Raw genomic sequence first — 15,895 nt, forward strand, 5'->3', positions numbered from 1 at the left:
GCGGCCGACGGGTCGGTCTCCGGTGCGACCGCAGCGGCGGCCGGAGTCTCCGGCTCGGCAGGTGTCTGCGCGGCGGCCTCCGCGGCCGACTGTGTGGGGACGGCGGGGGTCTGGTCTTCCGGGCGATCGCCCTGGATGTCGCTCATGTTTGCTCCTTCTGCCAAGCACTCACCACTGTGCCCATCGATGCTGTGCGTTTCTTATGTCGGGAGTGGGACTCGCCTATGCAAGAGGGATGAGCCTGCCCGGTACGGTGAAGCGATGCGACAGATCCCCGGAGCTTGGCACCGCACCGCGGCGGGCGCCGGACTCGTCGGCGCCGACGGGTCGATCCACCCCACCATCTTCGCGGAGATGTCGGCCCTGGCGGCGCAAACCGGTGCGATCAACCTCGGCCAGGGGTTCCCCGACGAGGACGGGCCCGCCGAGGTGCTGGAGGCCGCCCGCTCGGCGATCGCGAACGGGGTCAATCAGTACCCGCCGGGGCGCGGCATCCCGGATCTCCTCGCGGCCATCGCGGAGCACCAGGAGCGGTTCTACGGTCTGCACCTGGACCCTGCCCGCGAGGTGCTCGTGACGGCCGGGGCGACCGAGGCGCTCGCCGCGACGCTGCTGGCGCTGCTCGACGACCCCGACGACGAGGTGGTCGTCTTCGAGCCGTACTACGACTCGTATGCGGCGGTGGTGGCGCTGGCCGGGGCGCGCCTGGTGACCGTCCCGTTGCGCTGGCCGGACTTCCAGCCCGCCCTCGACGACCTGCGCGCCGCCGTCAGCGACCGCACCCGCGTGATCCTGGTGAACGATCCGCACAACCCCACCGGCGCCGTCTTCCACTCCGACGTGCGCGACGAGATCGTGCGGCTCGCGGCGCGCCATGACGCCGTCATCGTCACCGACGAGGTGTACGAGCATCTGGTGTTCGATGAGCCGCACGTCCCGCTCGCGACGCTGCCGGGAGCCGAGGAGCGCACCCTGACGATCTCCTCCGGCGGCAAGACCTTCTCGACCACCGGCTGGAAGATCGGCTGGATCTCGGGCCCGGCCGCGCTGATCGACGCCGTGCTCGCGGTGAAGCAGTTCCTCACCTACGTCAACGGCAGCCCCTTCCAGCCCGCGATCGCGACCGGACTCCGCCTGGGCGACGACTTCTTCCGCGGCATCGCCGACACTCTGCGTGCGAAGCGGGATCTGCTCGGCGAAGGTCTGCGCGCGGCGGGACTCGACGTGTCGACTCCGGCCGGTTCGTATTTCACCGTGGCCGACGCCCGTGCGCTGGGAGCGACGGATGCCGCGGCCTTCTGCCGCGCGCTCCCCCAGCGCGCCGGGGTCGTCGCGATCCCCCTCACCGCTTTCGCGACCCCCGAGCGCCGGGGCGAGTACGCCACGCTGGTGCGGTTCGCGGCGTGCAAGCGCGTCGATGTGCTCGAGGAGGCGGCATCCCGTCTCGCCCGCCTCGCGTGAGCTCGCCGCTCAGCGCTCCTCGACGCGGAAGCGCCGGAGGGCGAGCGCGGGGTTGACGCGCCGCACGCGCTCGATCGCCCCGATGTCGAGATGCGCCACGGCGACATCGGTCGACGTGCCGACAGCAGCGAGCTCGACGCCCAGCGGATCGACGATGAGCGAGTTGCCCACGCCCAGGGGCGGCGGGTGGTCCGCAGCGGCGACGAACACCGTGTTCTCGATCGCCCGCGCGTGCAGCAGCGTGCGCCAGTGGTGCTCCTTGAGCGGTCCGCGGACCCACTCGGCCGGGACGACGAAGACGTCCGCGCCGGCATCGACCAGCAGCCGGCCCACCTCGGGGAATCGCAGGTCGTAGCAGGTCATGAGGCCGAATCGGAGTCCGGCGAGCTCGAACAGCTGCGGCGGCGCGGGGTCCCCCGGCTCCACCCAGTCCGATTCGCGCTGACCGAAGGCGTCGTACAGGTGCAGCTTGCGGTAGTGCGCGATCAGCCCTGTCGCATCGACCGCGACGGCGGTGTTGCGCACGCGGCGCTCGTCGCTCGCCCGCTCCAGCAGGCCCGCCACGATCACGACGTCGTGCCTGTGCGCCAGCGCGGTCAGGGCGCGCACGAATGCGCCGTCGAGGTCTTCGGCGTTCTCGGCGAGCGACTCGTCGAACGGGTCGACGAAGTAGCTCGAGTACTCGGGGAAGACCACGACCCGGGCGCCCCGAGCGGATGCCGTCGCCACCAGCTGCGCGATCGACTCGAGGTTGCCCGCCGCGTCGGCAGTGGGGGCGAACTGCGCGACCCCGATCGGCAGCGTGTCGCTCATGGGCGCTCTCCGTTCGTGCGGATCCGGGCGCGCAGGATGGCCGGCGCGATGAGCCACAGCACCAGGATCAGCACGGCCAGCGGAATCAGCGCCCACCAGCCCGCGGACCCGCCGAGGACGACGTCGAACACGAACGCCACCACGCCGACGACGAGCACCGACACGGTCAGCAGCGCCGTGATGAGACATCCGTGGCCGTAGCGGACGACCGCGGACTTGGCGCGCTGCTGGAAGAGGACCCGATGCAGGGCGACAGGGGCGAGCGCCACGATCGAGCTGATCGCGGAGAGGACGACCAGGCCGAGGTACACCGCGCGCTGAGTATCCGACAGATCAACGAACGCGGGCTGGAACGCGAGCGCGAGCAGGAAGCCGGTGAGGATCTGAGTGCCGGTCTGGAGCACGCGGAGCTCTTGCAGCACCTCGTTCCAGTTGCGGTCGGCACGTTCCTCGGGCGTCTCATCGCGACCGTCCACGCGGTCGTCCTGAGGGTCGGTGTCACGGTCGCCGGGCATGCGCTCATCCTGTCGCGCGGGGAGCCGGCACAGCAACCCGCCCACGCCGTGTTCATGAGCACTCGAAACCCGTGTTAGGCTATTCCTTGTGCCGCGGGGTGGAGCAGCTCGGTAGCTCGCTGGGCTCATAACCCAGAGGTCGCAGGTTCAAATCCTGTCCCCGCAACAGAAAACGAAGAAGAGGGCATCCCGCGAGGGATGCCCTCTTCTTCGTTTTCCAGCGAGACCGCTGCCGCGGACCTGCCTCCGGGGTCCCGCGCCGCAGCGGGCGGAGTCACTCGGGCGGATCCATCGCACCGCTCAGGTCGTCGAGGAAGCGCTCGATGACAGAGAGCTCGGACTCGTCGTACCGCATGGCGATCGTGCGCATGGCGCGCAGTCGCTCGCCGAAGACGCGGAAGAATGCCTGCCGGGCCCCGTCGGTCAGAACGACGACGCGACCGCGGCGATCGGTCGGGTGCGGGAGGCGCTCGACGTGTCCGGAATCGACCAGCCGGTCCAGCAGCTTGGTCGTCGACGCGGTCGAGATCCTCAAGTGCCGGGCGATGTCGCGGGGGCTCACGGACTGCTCCTGCCGCTCCCGGATGATCAGCAGCCGCAGCGCCGCCACGTCGGTGGCGTTCATGTCCATGTCGTCCTTCATGCCGCTGTGCATGCGCTCCATGGCGTCGCTGACGGCGCGAATCGACGTGAGCACACGCATCACCGCGTGCTCATGATTCGTCTGCGGCTGCCAGCGCTCGGATCTCATGGACGTTCCCTCCGACCCGTTGTAGCATCGCATAAGAGAAATTGCTAGTTTGGCTAGCAATCCAGAAAGGGAGTGATCGGATGCCCGACACCGACCACGTGGTGCTGCTCGATGACGACGGCAACCCGATCGGAACTGCGCCCAAGTCGAGCGTGCACGGTCCCGACACCGCTCTGCACCTGGCTTTCTCGTGCCACGTCCTCAACAGCGAGGGGCAGGTCCTCATCACCCGCCGGGCGCTGAGCAAGCGCACCTGGCCGGGCGTCTGGACCAACTCGTTCTGCGGTCATCCTCGTCCGGCCGAACCCGTCCTCTCGGCGGTCCGGCGGCACGCCGACTTCGAACTGGGCATCACGCTGACCGATCTCCGCGTGGCGCTCCCCCTGTTCCGGTACCGTGCCACCGATGCGAACGGCATCGTCGAGCACGAGGTATGCCCTGTCTACATCGCGCACACCGACGACGAGCCGGTGCTCAACCCGCTCGAGGTGGTCGACGCCCGCTGGGTCGAGCCCGCGGCGATCGCTGCCTCGCTCGAGGCGACGCCGTGGGCCTTCAGCCCCTGGCTCGTGCTGCAGGCCGAGCAGCTCCACCTGTTCGACGCTCCGTCACGTCAGCGCCGCGCATCATGATTCCGGCGGCGGCCGACCCCGACCTGCAGATCGCGATCGACGGGGCGCTGGCGAGGATCCGCGAGCGCGCTGTGGAGCTGGGCCCCGCATTCGGCGCGCTGGCAGATGCCATCACCCGCGCCGCCCACGGCGGCAAGCGGCTGCGTCCTGCTCTGGTCACGGCATCCTACGACGCATTCCGCACCGACGATGCCAACGCCTCGGCCGCCCTCTCCGTCGCGGCAGCATTCGAGCTGCTCCACACCGCATTCGTCGTGCACGACGACGTGATCGACCACGACACGATGCGCCGCGGCGTGCCCAACGTCGGCGGCGAGTTCCGGCTGCGGGCGCGGGACGGCGGCGCCGGCGCGGAGGGCGCAGCGCTTCTCGGCGACGCCGCCGCGATCCTCGCCGGCGACATCCTCCTCCATGAGGCGTTCCGGCTGGTCGCGATGGCGCACACCGATGACGCGACGCGCGATCGTCTCCTCACGCTGCTCGACGACGCCATCCTGGTCTCCGCCGCCGGCGAGCTCGCCGATGTGGAGAACAGCGTCGCGACGCGGCATCCGTCTCGTGGCGCGACGCTCGACACGGCCTTCAACAAGACGGCGGTGTACTCGTTCCGCGCCCCGATGCAGGCGGGCGCGCTGCTGGGCGGCGCGGACGCCGAAGCGCTGCGCGTGCTCGGAGACGCCGCCGGACGCCTCGGACTCGCCTTCCAGCTCGTCGACGACCTCATCGGCGCGTTCGGCACGACGCAGCAGACCGGGCGGGACTCCGGGCCGGACCTCCGCGAGAACAAGCGGACGCCGCTGGTGGCGCTTGCGCGGGAGTCCGCCGCCGCCGGACGCGTCGACGAGGCGCTGGCGCTGGCCCGTACGGGACCCGTGGCGGTGCGCGAGGCGCAGTCCGTCCTCGAATCGAGCGGTGCGCGCGAGCGCATGGTCGCTCTGATCTGCGAGACGCTCGAGGCGGTGCGCGCCGCATCGGACGACCCGGCTCTGCCGGATCGCGCCGGCGACCTTCTGCGCACTCTCGCGGACGGCATCGAAGGGCGAGTCCCGTGAACGACTCGCGCAGCCGCACGGCGACCGGGCTCGCGCTGTACGACCGGGCGGCTGCGGATGCCGCCGCCACCGTGATCGCCCGCTACTCGACCTCGTTCGGGCTCGCGTGCCGCCTTCTCGGGCCGCGGCCACGCCCGCACGTGCGGAACATCTACGCGCTCGCGCGCATCGCGGACGAGATCGTCGACGGGCCGGCCGCCGAGGCCGGGCTGTCAGCGGAGGCCATGGAGGACGTCCTGGACCAGCTGGAGCAGGAAGTGCTCGACGCGACCCTGCGAGGTTTCAGCTCGAACCTCGTCGTGCACGCCTTCGCCACGACGGCGCGCGAATGCGGGATCGGCCCCGACCTGGTGGCGCCGTTCTTCGCGTCCATGCGGACCGATCTGCACACGCGCCGGCACGACGCCGCCTCGCACGACGCCTACGTCTACGGCTCGGCCGAGGTCATCGGCCTCATGTGCCTGCAGGTGTTCGTCAACGCGGGCGCGCCGCATCCCGTCACCCCGTCACCGGAGCTGGTGGACGGTGCCCGACGGCTCGGCGCCGCGTTCCAGGACGTCAACTTCCTGCGGGACCGCACCCACGACGGCGCAGTGCTCGGCCGGGACTACCTGGGTCCGGCCGCCGACGAAGGAGAGCGTGCCGCCATCCTCGATCGCATCGACGCCGACCTCGCCGCCGCCGCCCGCACCATCCCGGCATTGCCGGCGGACTGCCGCCGCGCCGTGACCGCCGCACACGACCTCTTCGCCGAGCTCGCGGCACGCCTGCGAGCGTGCGGCGACGGGGACGCCAGAGTGCGTGTGCCCGACACCGTCAAGGCGCGCCTCGCCGCACGCGCGCTGCTGGGATTCGCTCCACGAGAGGCGCGCGCATGAGCATGCAGGACTCACCGCGACGCGCGGTCGTCATCGGCGGCGGCATCGGCGGGCTCGCCGCGGCGGCGCTGCTCGCCGCGGAGGGCTGGGACACCGCCCTGTTCGAGGCACGCGACGAGCTGGGCGGACGCGCCGGATCGTGGGAGTACGAAGGATTCCGCTTCGACACCGGGCCCAGCTGGTACCTCATGCCCGAGGTGTTCGACCACTTCTTCCGGCTCCTCGGAACGACTGCCGATCGCGAGCTCGACCTCGTGCCGCTGGATCCGGCCTACCGCGTCTACTCGGACCCGTCCACCGGTCTCGACCCGCTCGACATCCGATCCGGACGCGCCGCCGCGACGGCGCTCTTCGAGAGCGTGGAGCCGGGTGCCGGTGCACGGCTGGACGCCTACCTGGACTCCGCGGCCGACGCGTACGACCTCGCCGTCAACCGCTTCCTCTACGACACGTACGAGACGACCGCGGGGCTCAGAGACCCCGCCCTGCTGCGACGGATGCCGCGCCTCGCGCCGCTGCTCACCCGTACGCTCGCGCGCCACGTCGAGAGCCGCTTCACGGATCCCCGGCTGCGTCAGATCCTCGAGTACCCGGCCGTGTTCCTGGGCGGCTCGCCGTACGGCGTCCCGAGTCTGTACCACCTGATGAGCCACCTCGACCTCGACGACCGCGTCCTGTATCCGCGCGGCGGATTCACCGAGCTCATCCGAGCGGTCGCACGCCTGGCGGAGGCATCCGGAGTCGTCATCGAGACGGGAGCGCGCGTCACGGCGATCACGACCGAAGCCGGCGCAGCGACCGGCGTCGAACTCGCCGACGGGCGCCGTGTGAGCGCCGACCTCGTCGTGTCGGGCGCGGACCTGCACCACACCGAGACGCAGCTCGTCGCCGCTGCCGAGCAGACCTACCCCGAGGAGTGGTGGCGTTCGCGCACGCCGAGCCCCGGCGCGCTGCTCGTCATGCTGGGCGTCGAGGGCACGCTGCCGCAGCTCGCCCACCACACGCTGCTCTTCGCGAACGACTGGCGCGCCGGCTTCGACGACATCTTCGGCTCGCATCCGCGGATCCCCGATCCCGCTTCGCTCTACATCTGTCGCCCGAGCGCCACGGACCCCCACGTGGCGCCTCCTGAGCACGAGAACCTCTTCGTGCTCGTCCCCGTGCCCGCGGACCCCAGCCTCGGGCACGGGGGCATCGACGGGGACGGCGAGCCTCGGATCGAGACCGCCGCCGACCGGGTCATCGCGCAGATCGCGGATTGGTGCGGCATCCCGGATCTGGCGAGCCGCATCGTCGTGCGCCGCACCGTCGCGCCGGGCGATTTCGCCGACGACCTGGGAGCCTGGCGCGGCAATGCGCTCGGCCTCGCCCACACCCTGCGTCAGAGCGCCGTCTTCCGTCCCCGCAACGCCTCCCGCAAGGTCGACGGCCTGTCGTACGTGGGCGCGTCGACCCTTCCGGGCATCGGCCTGCCGATGTGTCTCATCTCTGCCGAGCTCGTCGTCAAGCGGCTCCGCGGCGACCGGTCTCCCGGTCCTCTCGCGGAACCTGCGAGAGTGTGACGGTGCCCGGAATCTACCTCGCGGCGATCCTCGCCTCCACCGTCGGCGTGCTGCTGATCGATCGACGCTGGCGGCTCGCCGCGTGGGCGGCGCCCGGCCGGACGCTGGCCGCAGCCGGCATCGGCACGGCGTTCTTCCTCGTCTGGGACGCCGCGGGCATCGCGGCGGGCGTCTTCGTCAAAGGCGACAGTGCGCTCCTTCTCGGGATCGACCTCGCACCGCACCTCCCGCTCGAGGAGCCGTTCTTCCTGGCCTTCCTGAGCTACCTCGCGCTCGTGGCCTGGGCGGGCGCGCAGCGCATGCTCGAGCGTCGCCGGACGGATGCCTCCGCCTCACCGTCGGAGGCGGCACGATGACCTATCCCCTCATCGTCCTGCCGTTCCTGGCGATCACGGCGGTCCTCGCACTCCTGACGGCACGGAGAACCGGCTTCGCGCGGAGGATGACGGCGTCTGCCATCGCCGCCGGCATCCTGGTCGTCCTGACCGCCGTGTTCGACAACCTGATGATCGCTGCGGGTCTGTTCACCTATCCCGAATCGCTCATCTCGGGGGTGCGGATCGGCCTTGCTCCGATCGAGGACTTCGCGTACCCGGTGTGCGCGGCGTTCCTCGTCCCCTCGGTGTTCACGCTCCTGGAGACCGCACGGCCCCGGCGGCAGGAGGCACGACAGTGACCGCCGCACCGCCGCTTCGCGCCGGCGCCGTCGCGCGGCAGCTGCTGATCGCCTCGCGGCCGGTGAGCTGGATCAACACCGCGTACCCGTTCGCCGCCGCGTACCTGCTCACCACGCGTCAGATCGACGCGACGCTCGTCATCGGCACCCTGTTCTTCCTGGTGCCGTACAACCTCGCGATGTACGGCATCAACGACGTGTTCGACTACGAGTCCGACCTCCGCAACCCTCGCAAGGGAGGCGCGCACGGTGCCGTCCTCGACCGCCGCATGCACCGGGTGACGCTGTGGGCCGCGGGTCTGCTGTGCCTCCCCTTCGTCGCGTACCTGCTGGTGGTCGGCTCACCGGCGTCGTGGCTGGTGCTCGCCGCGAGCCTGTTCTTCGTCGTCTTCTACAGCGCACCGCCGCTGCGCCTCAAGGAGCGTCCTTTCCTGGACTCGGCGACCAGCAGCATCCACTTCTTCTCCCCTGCCGTGTACGCGCTGGTCCTCGCCGGCGCGACCTGGACCCTCCCGCTCACGGCGCTGATCGTCGCCTTCGCGCTGTGGGGCGTCGCCTCCCACGCATTCGGAGCGGTTCAGGATGTCGTCGCCGACCGGGAGGCCGGCATCGCGTCGATCGCGACGGCACGAGGGGCACGCTGGACCGTGCGCTTCGCCCTTGCCTGCTACGTCGCGGCCGGCATCGTCATGCTGGCGACGACCTGGCCCGGACCACTGGCCGCGGTGCTGGCGATCCCCTACCTCGTGACGGTCTGGCCGTACCGCTCGGTCACCGACGCCGAGGCGGCCACCGCCACCGCAGGCTGGCGGCGCTTCCTCTGGCTGAACCAGCTGTCGGGCTTCGTGGTCACGCTGCTGCTCATCTGGTACGCCGTCCTGACCGGCTGAGCCCGACCACGACCCCCGGGTCCCGTACGGCCCGGGGTCCCGCACGCTGCCGCCCCGACGCCGCACACATACGCGAAGGACCGTCCAGCTTCCGCCGGACGGTCCTCACGTGGATCCGGCCTACTGCTCGCCGAGTTCGATGAGCTTCTCGATCGCCGCGGTGAGCTGCTCGTCGGCCACGCCGTACGCGGCCCAGTCGCCCTGCTCCAGCGCGGTCTGCCGGTCGACCAGCGCCTGCTGCGCGTCTTGCAGCGCGGCCTGGTACTCGTCGGTCGGCTCCTCCGGCGTCGTGGGCTCCGTGGGCTCGGTCGGCTCGGGCGACGGCTCAGGTGCGGGGGTCGCGCCGGGCGTCGGCTCGACGTCGTTGTCACCGGCGTCGGCGCCCGAATCGCCGCCGAACAGCGTGTCGAGCGCCTCGGTCAAGGTGTCCTCGAATGCGATGTCCGTGCCGAACGAGACCAGCACCTTCTGCAGCTTGGGCAGCTTCGTCGCGCCGGACGACTGCACGAACACCGGCTGCACGTAGAGCAGACCGCCGCCGACGGGCAGTGTCAGCAGGTTGCCCTTCAGCACGTCCGAGTCGCCCTGCTTCAGGATGTTGACGAACGACGACACCTCGGGCTGCGAGTCGAAGTCGTTCTGCACCTGACCGGGTCCCGAAACCGGCGTATCGGCGTCGATCACGAGCATCCGGAGCTTGCCGAAGTCGTCGCTCTTCACGCCGGCTTCACTCCCGGCGTTCGAGTTGACGGCGAGGTAGCCCATGAGGACGTTCCTGGCGTTGCCTCCCGTCGAGGACGGGATGAACGACGTGAACATCGAATACGTCGGCGCCTCTTCGCCCGGCATCTGCATCGTCAGGTAGTAGGGCGGCTGCAGCGCGGCATCGTCCTGCGGGTCGTTCGGCGTCTGCCAGCGGTTGTCGCTCTGGTAGAACGACCGCGCGTCGTCGACGTGGTAGACACCGAGGATCGTGCGTTGCACCTTGAAGAGATCCGTCGGGTACCGCACGTGGCTCATCAGATCGGCCGACATCTCGCTGATCGGCTCGATCGTCGACGGGTACACCTTCTGCCACGACTGCAGCACCGGGTCTTCCTCGTCCCACGCGTACAGCTTCACCGACCCGTCGTACGCGTCGACGGTCGCCTTGACCGAGTTGCGGATGTAGTTGATGTCGTCCAGCGCGAAGCGCGGCGCGGGGTTGCTGGAGTCCGAGATCGCCGACGTGAGGCTGACCGTCGACGAGTACGGGTAGTTGGCGCTCAGCGTGTAGCCGTCGATGATCCAGACGATCCGGCCGTCGACGACGCTCGGGTAGGCGTCGTTGTCGAGCGTCAGGTAAGGGGCCACCTTCTGCACGCGCTCGCGGGGGTTGCGGTCGTAGAGGATCTGCGATTCCGAGTTGACGTAGTCCGAGAACAGGATCTGCTCCGCCTGGAACTTCAGCGCGTAGACGAGGCGGTTGAACACATTGCCGAGGCTCGGCCCGCCGTCGCCCTCGAAGGTCGTCTTCTGCTCGCCCGAGGCGGCGTCGCCGCCCTCCGGGTAGTCCAGCTCGGCCGGCGGAGTGCCCTCCGGCGCTCCGACGATCGAGTACGGCGGCGAGGACTCGCCGAAGTACACGCGCGGCTGGAAGTCGTCCTGATCCGTGAGGAAGCCGCTGGCAGGGATGCCGCGCTCCAGGAAGACCGGATCGCCGTCGCCGGTGCGGTCGTTGCCCTTCGCCACCACGATGCCGTAGCCGTGCGTGTACACGACGGCGGAGTTCTGCCAGTCCGCGGCGTTGCCGAGCTGGTCGAGGTTGAGCTCTCGGACCGACACCACGGTGTCCTGCGAGACGCCGTCCCGCTCGTAGCGGTCGACGTCCAGCGGATCGGCGAACTGGTAGTACGACCGGTACTGCTCGAGCTGGCGCACGTTGGGCGAGATGATCGCGGGATCCATGATGCGCACCTGTGCGGTGGTTGCCGCGTCGTCGCGCAGCTGGCCGGGCTCGGCATCCGTCACCGCCGCGAAGTCCTCCTGCTCGAGGCTGGAGACGCCGTACGCCTGATGCGTCATGTCGACGTTGCGCTGGTAGTACTCCTCTTCGAGCGTGAAGCGGTTCGGCTGCACCTGGAACGTGTTGACGACCCACGGGTAGCCGACGCCGACGACGATCGCCGACACCACGAGGAGGGCGGTCGCGATGAGCGGGTAGCGCCATCGGCCGATGACGGCGGTGACGAAGAACAGGATCGCGACGATGACCGCCACGATGGCGAGGATCGTCTGCCCGGGGATGATCGCGTTGACGCCGGTGTAGCCGGGGCCGGTGATGCGGTCGTCCGCGCCGGACTCGACGAGCGTCTTGTATCGGTCGAGCCAGAGGCTCGCACCCTGCACCAGGAGGTAGAGGCCCGCGATCACCGCGAGCTGGATGCGCGCGGACTTGGAGATCCGCAGCTCGCGCTGGCCGACCCGCACCGAGCCGTACAGGTACGACACGAGAGCCGTCACGAGCAGGCAGATCAGCAGCACCGCCGATGCGAAGCCGATGAGCGAGCTCCAGAACGGCATGGCGAACATGTAGAAGCCGGTGTCGAGGTGGAACTCAGGGTCGGTGGTGTCGGTGGCGACGCCGTTGAACCACAGCCACGTCGTCTCCCACTGGGCGGAGGCGGCGAAGCCCGCGAAGAAGCCGAAGAAGACGGGGATGCCCCACATCGCGAGGCGTCGCAGGGGCTCGACGACCTCCTGATAGCGGTCGAGCTGCGAGCTCAGCCGTGCGTACACGGGGCGCAGGCGGTAGGCGAGCTGGATCGACAGCCACACCGGCACCGCCATCCCGAGGAAGCCGACCACGAACATCACCACACGGGCGACCCACTGGGTCAGCAGCACCTCCGTGAACCCGAGCTGTTCGAACCAGAGCCAGTCCGCGTAGAGGCTCGCGAAGACGAAGAACGCCACCACCAGGGCGGCGATGATCGCGAGCGTGATGGCGATGATGCGTCGGGTGCGGGAGGGTGTGGCCGGGGTCGGCGACGAGGTCGTGGTCACCGTCCCATCCTAGGCGGCCGATTCAGGGCGGCCGCCTTGTCCTCCCTGGGCGAACTCTCGGAATCGCGCAACGTTTCGGGCACGATCCGCCGGCGTCACTCCGCCGTGCAGGTGGGCAGCGCGTCGAGGTCGCCTCCATCGCGGACGGCGTCGAGCACGGCGAGCGCGTCGTCGAGGTCCTCGACCGAGAAGACCCGCAGATCGCCCGGGATGTGACCCACCACCTCGTCGCAGTTCGCTTCAGGCGCGAGGAACCAGTCGGCGCCGGCATCCACCGCGCCCCACATCTTCTGACGGATGCCGCCGATCGGCCCGACCTCGCCGTCCGCCGTGATCGTGCCGGTGCCGGCGACCTGCTCGCCGCCGTTCAGCTCGTCCGGGGTCAGGGTGTCGATGATGCCGAGCGCGAACATCATCCCCGCGCTCGGGCCGCCGACGTTGTTGAGCTGGATCGTGACGTCGATCGGGAAGTCGTAGTCGGTGATGAGGTTGACCCCGAGCACCCACGTCGTCTCGCCGCTCTCGTCGGTGAGCTCCTGCGGTGTCACCGAGACCGTCTGCTGCTCGCCGCCGCGCTCGATGACGAGCTCCACCGGCGCGCCGTCGCCGTCGTTGATGACCCGACGGAGAGTCGAGACCTCCGTCACCGCCTCGCCGTCCGCCTCGAGGATCATGTCGCCGTCTTCGAGGATGCCCTCGGCGGCGGCCCCATCGATCACCGAGTAGACCGACAGCTGCGCGCCCACGTCGTAGCCCAGCTCGGTGAGCGCGGCGGCCGTGGCCTCGTGCTGCGAGTCGACCATCATCTGGGCGCTCTCCTCGCTGCGCTCCTCGGGGGTCTGGTCGGCGGGGAACACCGAGTCGATCGGCATGACCGCCCGGCTGGGATCGAACCACGCCATCGCGAGCTCGAACCACGACGGCGTGTGCTCGCGGTTGCCCTGCACCTGCACGGTGAGCAGGTCGAGCGTGCCGTCGGTCGGGAAGGTCTCCGCACCCTCGACCGAGATGAGCGGCACCTCCTCTCCGTCGGCGTTCTCCGCGGAGCCCAGGGTGTTGTAGACCGGCCCGGGCCGCTGGATGACGTACGACGTCGGCAGGAACGTGATGATCAGGAGCACCACCATGGCGACGGCGAGCGCCCACACGCCCGCGACGGTGCGGCGCGACATCCGCTGTCGCGGGGCGGGCTCGATCGTCGTGTTCTCGTCGAACAGGGCCACGCGGGACCTCTCTTCCGTGCCTTGTCGTTGGATGCCGGGTCGTTCGCGACCGGCGTAAGGCGTTCGGGGTCCCTGCCGGGGGGTGCGACGGATGCTGCGACTAGCGTAGAGCGCAACGTCATCGACCGGCTGAAAGGCGGCTGAAGTGGCAGACGACGACACTCCTGGCGACGGGCCCAGCCCCGAGGACGACTTCCAGGAGCTCATCCGCCAGTTGTTCGGCGGTTCCGCGGGCGACTTCGATCCGGAGCAGCTCTCGCGACTGTCGGGCATGAACATCGATCCCGCGATGATGCAGGCGGTCATGCGCCAGCTGCAGGGCGCGTTCGAGAACGCCGACGAGAGCGGCATCTCGTGGGACATGGCGAAGCGCCAGGCGCTGCACATCGCCAACCAGGAGGGGCTGGGCGTCACCGCCGGCCAGCGCACCGACCTGGATCAGGCGTTCTCGCTGGCCACCCTGTGGCTGAGCGAGGCGACCACGATCTCCGAGCTGCCCGCTCCCCCGGTGACGCTCACGCGCGGCGCCTGGGTCGAGGCCACCCTCCCGGTGTGGGAGGAGCTCGCCGCACCTGTCGCGACGAGCATCGCCGATGCGCTGACCACGGCGCTGAGCGAGCAGGCTCCCGAAGACATGCAGGGCCTCGTGCAGGGCGCGGGACGCCTCATGCGGACGGTGGGCGGGTCGCTCTTCGCGTCGCAGCTCGGCCAGGTCGTCGGCAACCTCTCCAAGGAGGTCGTGAGCGGCGGCGACGTCGGCATCCCGCTGATGCCGGACGGCGAGGCGGCCATCCTCCCCCAGAACTTCGCCGACTTCGGGCGGGACCTCGAGGTCCCCGACGACCAGCTGGCGCTGTATGCGGCCACACGCGAGCTCGCGCACGCGCGCCTGTTCCGTCACGCACGGTGGCTGCGCCTGCACGTCATCTCGCAGGTGACCGACTTCGCGCGGGGTGTGCACGTCGACACCGACGCGCTCGAGGACCTCGCCACGCGGTTCGACCCGTCCGAGCCGGAGGAGCTCCGCAAGGCGATCGAGAGCGGCGCTCTGCTGCCGGCGCGCTCGGAGGCGCAGGACGCCGCCCTCGCGCGTCTCGAGAACCTGCTGGCGACCATCGAGGGCTGGGTGGAGGTCGTCACCGAGGATGCGACATCGCGCCTGCCCGCCGCGCAGCGCATCGCGGAGGCGGTGCGCCGTCGCCGTGCGGTCGGCGGGCCCGCCGAGCGCGCGCTGGGCTCGCTCGTGGGCCTCGAGATCCGTCCCCGCCGCATGCGTGAGGCTGCGGCGATGTGGCGTGCCGTGACGGATGCCGTGGGTCCGGCGGCGCGCGACGCGCTGTGGGACTACCCCGACCTCATGCCGGCCGCCGCCGACATCGACGACCCCGCCGCTCTCGTGGCCCGCCTGGAGGCGCGGGCGCGGGGCGAGGAGCCGGCGCGCGACGAGATGGACGACGCTCTCGCCCGTCTCCTCGCCGGCGAGGAGCCAGGGGCGCCCGCTGTCAGGGGCGAGTCCGACGGTGCGGCGCCGGCGACCGAGGGCCTGTCCGACGGTCCCTCGCCGGATGACGCGTCGGACGAGGACGACGGGGGCAGCGCTCCCGACGATCACCGACCGGTGTGACAGGTGCGGTCTGGGGCCCCTCCTCCCCAGACCCACGAAACCCGGCTGGCCGAGGCCGCGCCTGTGGATACCGGTCGAGGATGACGTCGCGTGCGGCAGGATCGGGCGCATGCTGCGACTCGACCCTGCGTATCCGCCGGTGTGGCGAAGCGACACCGCCCTCCAGTTCGGCTCCGAGCCCGTCGCGATCCTCGACGATCCCGAGCCGTGGCAGCTGCGGGTGCTGCGCGAGCTTGAGCGCGGGGTCCCCGACGGCGCGTTCGTCCCCTTCGCGCAGGCGCTCGGCGCTCCGGACGCCGCCGCGGCCGGCCGGTTCCTCACACGCATCCGGCGTGCGCTGACGACGGATGCCGCAGCCCGGCGCCGTGTCGCACTGCACTGCGCGCCGGACGTGCCCGAGCACTATCGCGATGCCGTGGGCACCGGTCTCTCGGCGGCGGGCTACGACGTCGACGTCGCCCACCGCTTCGACCCGGTCGACCGCGCCGGCCCCGACACTGCTGCGGTGGTGTTCGTGGTCCACCGCCTCGTCGCGCCCGGTGCGTCCGCAGCACTGATGAGCGCCGACATCCCCCACGTGCCGGTGGCGCTCACCGGTTCGGGGGCGGACATCGGCCCCTTCGTGGAGCCCGGGCGCACCGCCTGCCTCGCGTGCGTCGCCGCACAGCGCCGCGACGACGATCCGTCCTGGCCGGCCGTCGCGGCGCAGCTGCTCGGACGCCCGGTCGAGACGGAGCCGGCGGTGCTGTGGGAGGCGGGGATCGTGGCGGGTC

14 protein-coding genes and 1 tRNA gene are annotated in these 15,895 nt (G+C 70.6%); 10 read left to right on the forward strand and 5 right to left on the reverse strand.

The genetic code is table 11. The features are described 5' to 3' along the window. Positions 1–261 precede the first annotated feature (261 nt). Entirely contained in the window at positions 262–1,461 is a 1,200-nt protein-coding gene (locus ACI3KX_RS15385) for an aminotransferase class I/II-fold pyridoxal phosphate-dependent enzyme (RefSeq protein WP_363357090.1), read from the forward strand. A gap of 9 nt (positions 1,462–1,470) precedes the next feature. Here ACI3KX_RS15385 and ACI3KX_RS15390 read toward each other — a convergent pair whose 3' ends face one another. Then, positions 1,471–2,274 (reverse strand): carbon-nitrogen hydrolase family protein, encoded by an 804-nt coding sequence (locus ACI3KX_RS15390; protein WP_349427145.1) that lies wholly within the window; start codon positions 2,272–2,274, stop codon positions 1,471–1,473. Further along, a complete protein-coding gene (locus ACI3KX_RS15395; protein WP_349427144.1) occupies positions 2,271–2,789 on the reverse strand; it encodes a DUF6328 family protein in 519 nt (172 codons plus the stop codon). Before ACI3KX_RS15395 ends, ACI3KX_RS15390 begins: the two co-directional genes overlap by 4 nt. A 92-nt stretch (positions 2,790–2,881) precedes the next feature. On the opposite strand from ACI3KX_RS15395, the gene ACI3KX_RS15400 reads away from it, so the two are divergent. Further along, positions 2,882–2,955 (forward strand) — tRNA-Met (locus tag ACI3KX_RS15400). A 108-nt stretch (positions 2,956–3,063) separates the two neighbouring features. On the opposite strand, the gene ACI3KX_RS15405 is transcribed toward ACI3KX_RS15400, so the two are convergent. Continuing rightward, positions 3,064–3,540, reverse strand: a complete 477-nt coding sequence (locus ACI3KX_RS15405; protein WP_363357089.1) for a MarR family transcriptional regulator — start codon at positions 3,538–3,540, stop codon at positions 3,064–3,066. Between the two features lie 80 nt (positions 3,541–3,620). Here ACI3KX_RS15405 and idi point away from each other — a divergent pair, with 80 nt between their 5' ends. From idi to ACI3KX_RS15440, 7 genes are read left to right on the forward strand one after another with little or no spacing between them, the layout of a single operon-like run. Beyond that, on the forward strand, positions 3,621–4,172 hold the full coding sequence (gene idi, locus ACI3KX_RS15410; protein ID WP_363357088.1) for an isopentenyl-diphosphate Delta-isomerase: 552 nt from the start codon (positions 3,621–3,623) through the stop codon (positions 4,170–4,172). After that, positions 4,169–5,224 carry a polyprenyl synthetase family protein gene (locus ACI3KX_RS15415; protein ID WP_404910277.1) on the forward strand — a complete coding sequence of 352 codons (1,056 nt, stop codon included), beginning with the start codon at positions 4,169–4,171 and terminating at the stop codon, positions 5,222–5,224. Before idi ends, ACI3KX_RS15415 begins: the two co-directional genes overlap by 4 nt. Then, entirely contained in the window at positions 5,221–6,102 is an 882-nt protein-coding gene (locus tag ACI3KX_RS15420) for a phytoene/squalene synthase family protein (protein WP_404910278.1), read from the forward strand. The genes ACI3KX_RS15415 and ACI3KX_RS15420 overlap by 4 nt, the downstream gene beginning before the upstream one ends. Next, on the forward strand, positions 6,099–7,664 hold the full coding sequence (crtI, locus tag ACI3KX_RS15425; protein ID WP_404910279.1) for a phytoene desaturase family protein: 1,566 nt from the start codon (positions 6,099–6,101) through the stop codon (positions 7,662–7,664). Before ACI3KX_RS15420 ends, crtI begins: the two co-directional genes overlap by 4 nt. A 2-nt stretch (positions 7,665–7,666) precedes the next feature. After that, on the forward strand, positions 7,667–8,020 hold the full coding sequence (locus ACI3KX_RS15430) for a lycopene cyclase domain-containing protein (RefSeq protein WP_363357084.1): 354 nt from the start codon (positions 7,667–7,669) through the stop codon (positions 8,018–8,020). Further along, positions 8,017–8,340: a lycopene cyclase domain-containing protein gene (locus ACI3KX_RS15435; RefSeq protein ID WP_404910280.1), complete on the forward strand. Its 324-nt coding sequence runs from the start codon at positions 8,017–8,019 to the stop codon at positions 8,338–8,340. Before ACI3KX_RS15430 ends, ACI3KX_RS15435 begins: the two co-directional genes overlap by 4 nt. Beyond that, a complete protein-coding gene (locus ACI3KX_RS15440) occupies positions 8,337–9,230 on the forward strand; it encodes a prenyltransferase (protein WP_404910281.1) in 894 nt (297 codons plus the stop codon). The genes ACI3KX_RS15435 and ACI3KX_RS15440 overlap by 4 nt, the downstream gene beginning before the upstream one ends. A 120-nt stretch (positions 9,231–9,350) precedes the next feature. Here ACI3KX_RS15440 and ACI3KX_RS15445 read toward each other — a convergent pair whose 3' ends face one another. After that, positions 9,351–12,275, reverse strand: coding sequence for a UPF0182 family protein (locus ACI3KX_RS15445; protein ID WP_363357081.1), 2,925 nt, complete (start codon positions 12,273–12,275; stop codon positions 9,351–9,353). Between the two features lie 95 nt (positions 12,276–12,370). Further along, positions 12,371–13,498, reverse strand: a complete 1,128-nt coding sequence (locus ACI3KX_RS15450) for a PDZ domain-containing protein (RefSeq protein WP_404910282.1) — start codon at positions 13,496–13,498, stop codon at positions 12,371–12,373. Between the two features lie 145 nt (positions 13,499–13,643). On the opposite strand from ACI3KX_RS15450, the gene ACI3KX_RS15455 reads away from it, so the two are divergent. Then, positions 13,644–15,122, forward strand: a complete 1,479-nt coding sequence (locus ACI3KX_RS15455; protein ID WP_404910283.1) for a zinc-dependent metalloprotease — start codon at positions 13,644–13,646, stop codon at positions 15,120–15,122. Positions 15,123–15,895 lie beyond the last annotated feature (773 nt).

It is taken from the genome of Microbacterium sp. ZW CA_36, assembly GCF_044987475.1.
Classification (GTDB): domain Bacteria; phylum Actinomycetota; class Actinomycetes; order Actinomycetales; family Microbacteriaceae; genus Microbacterium.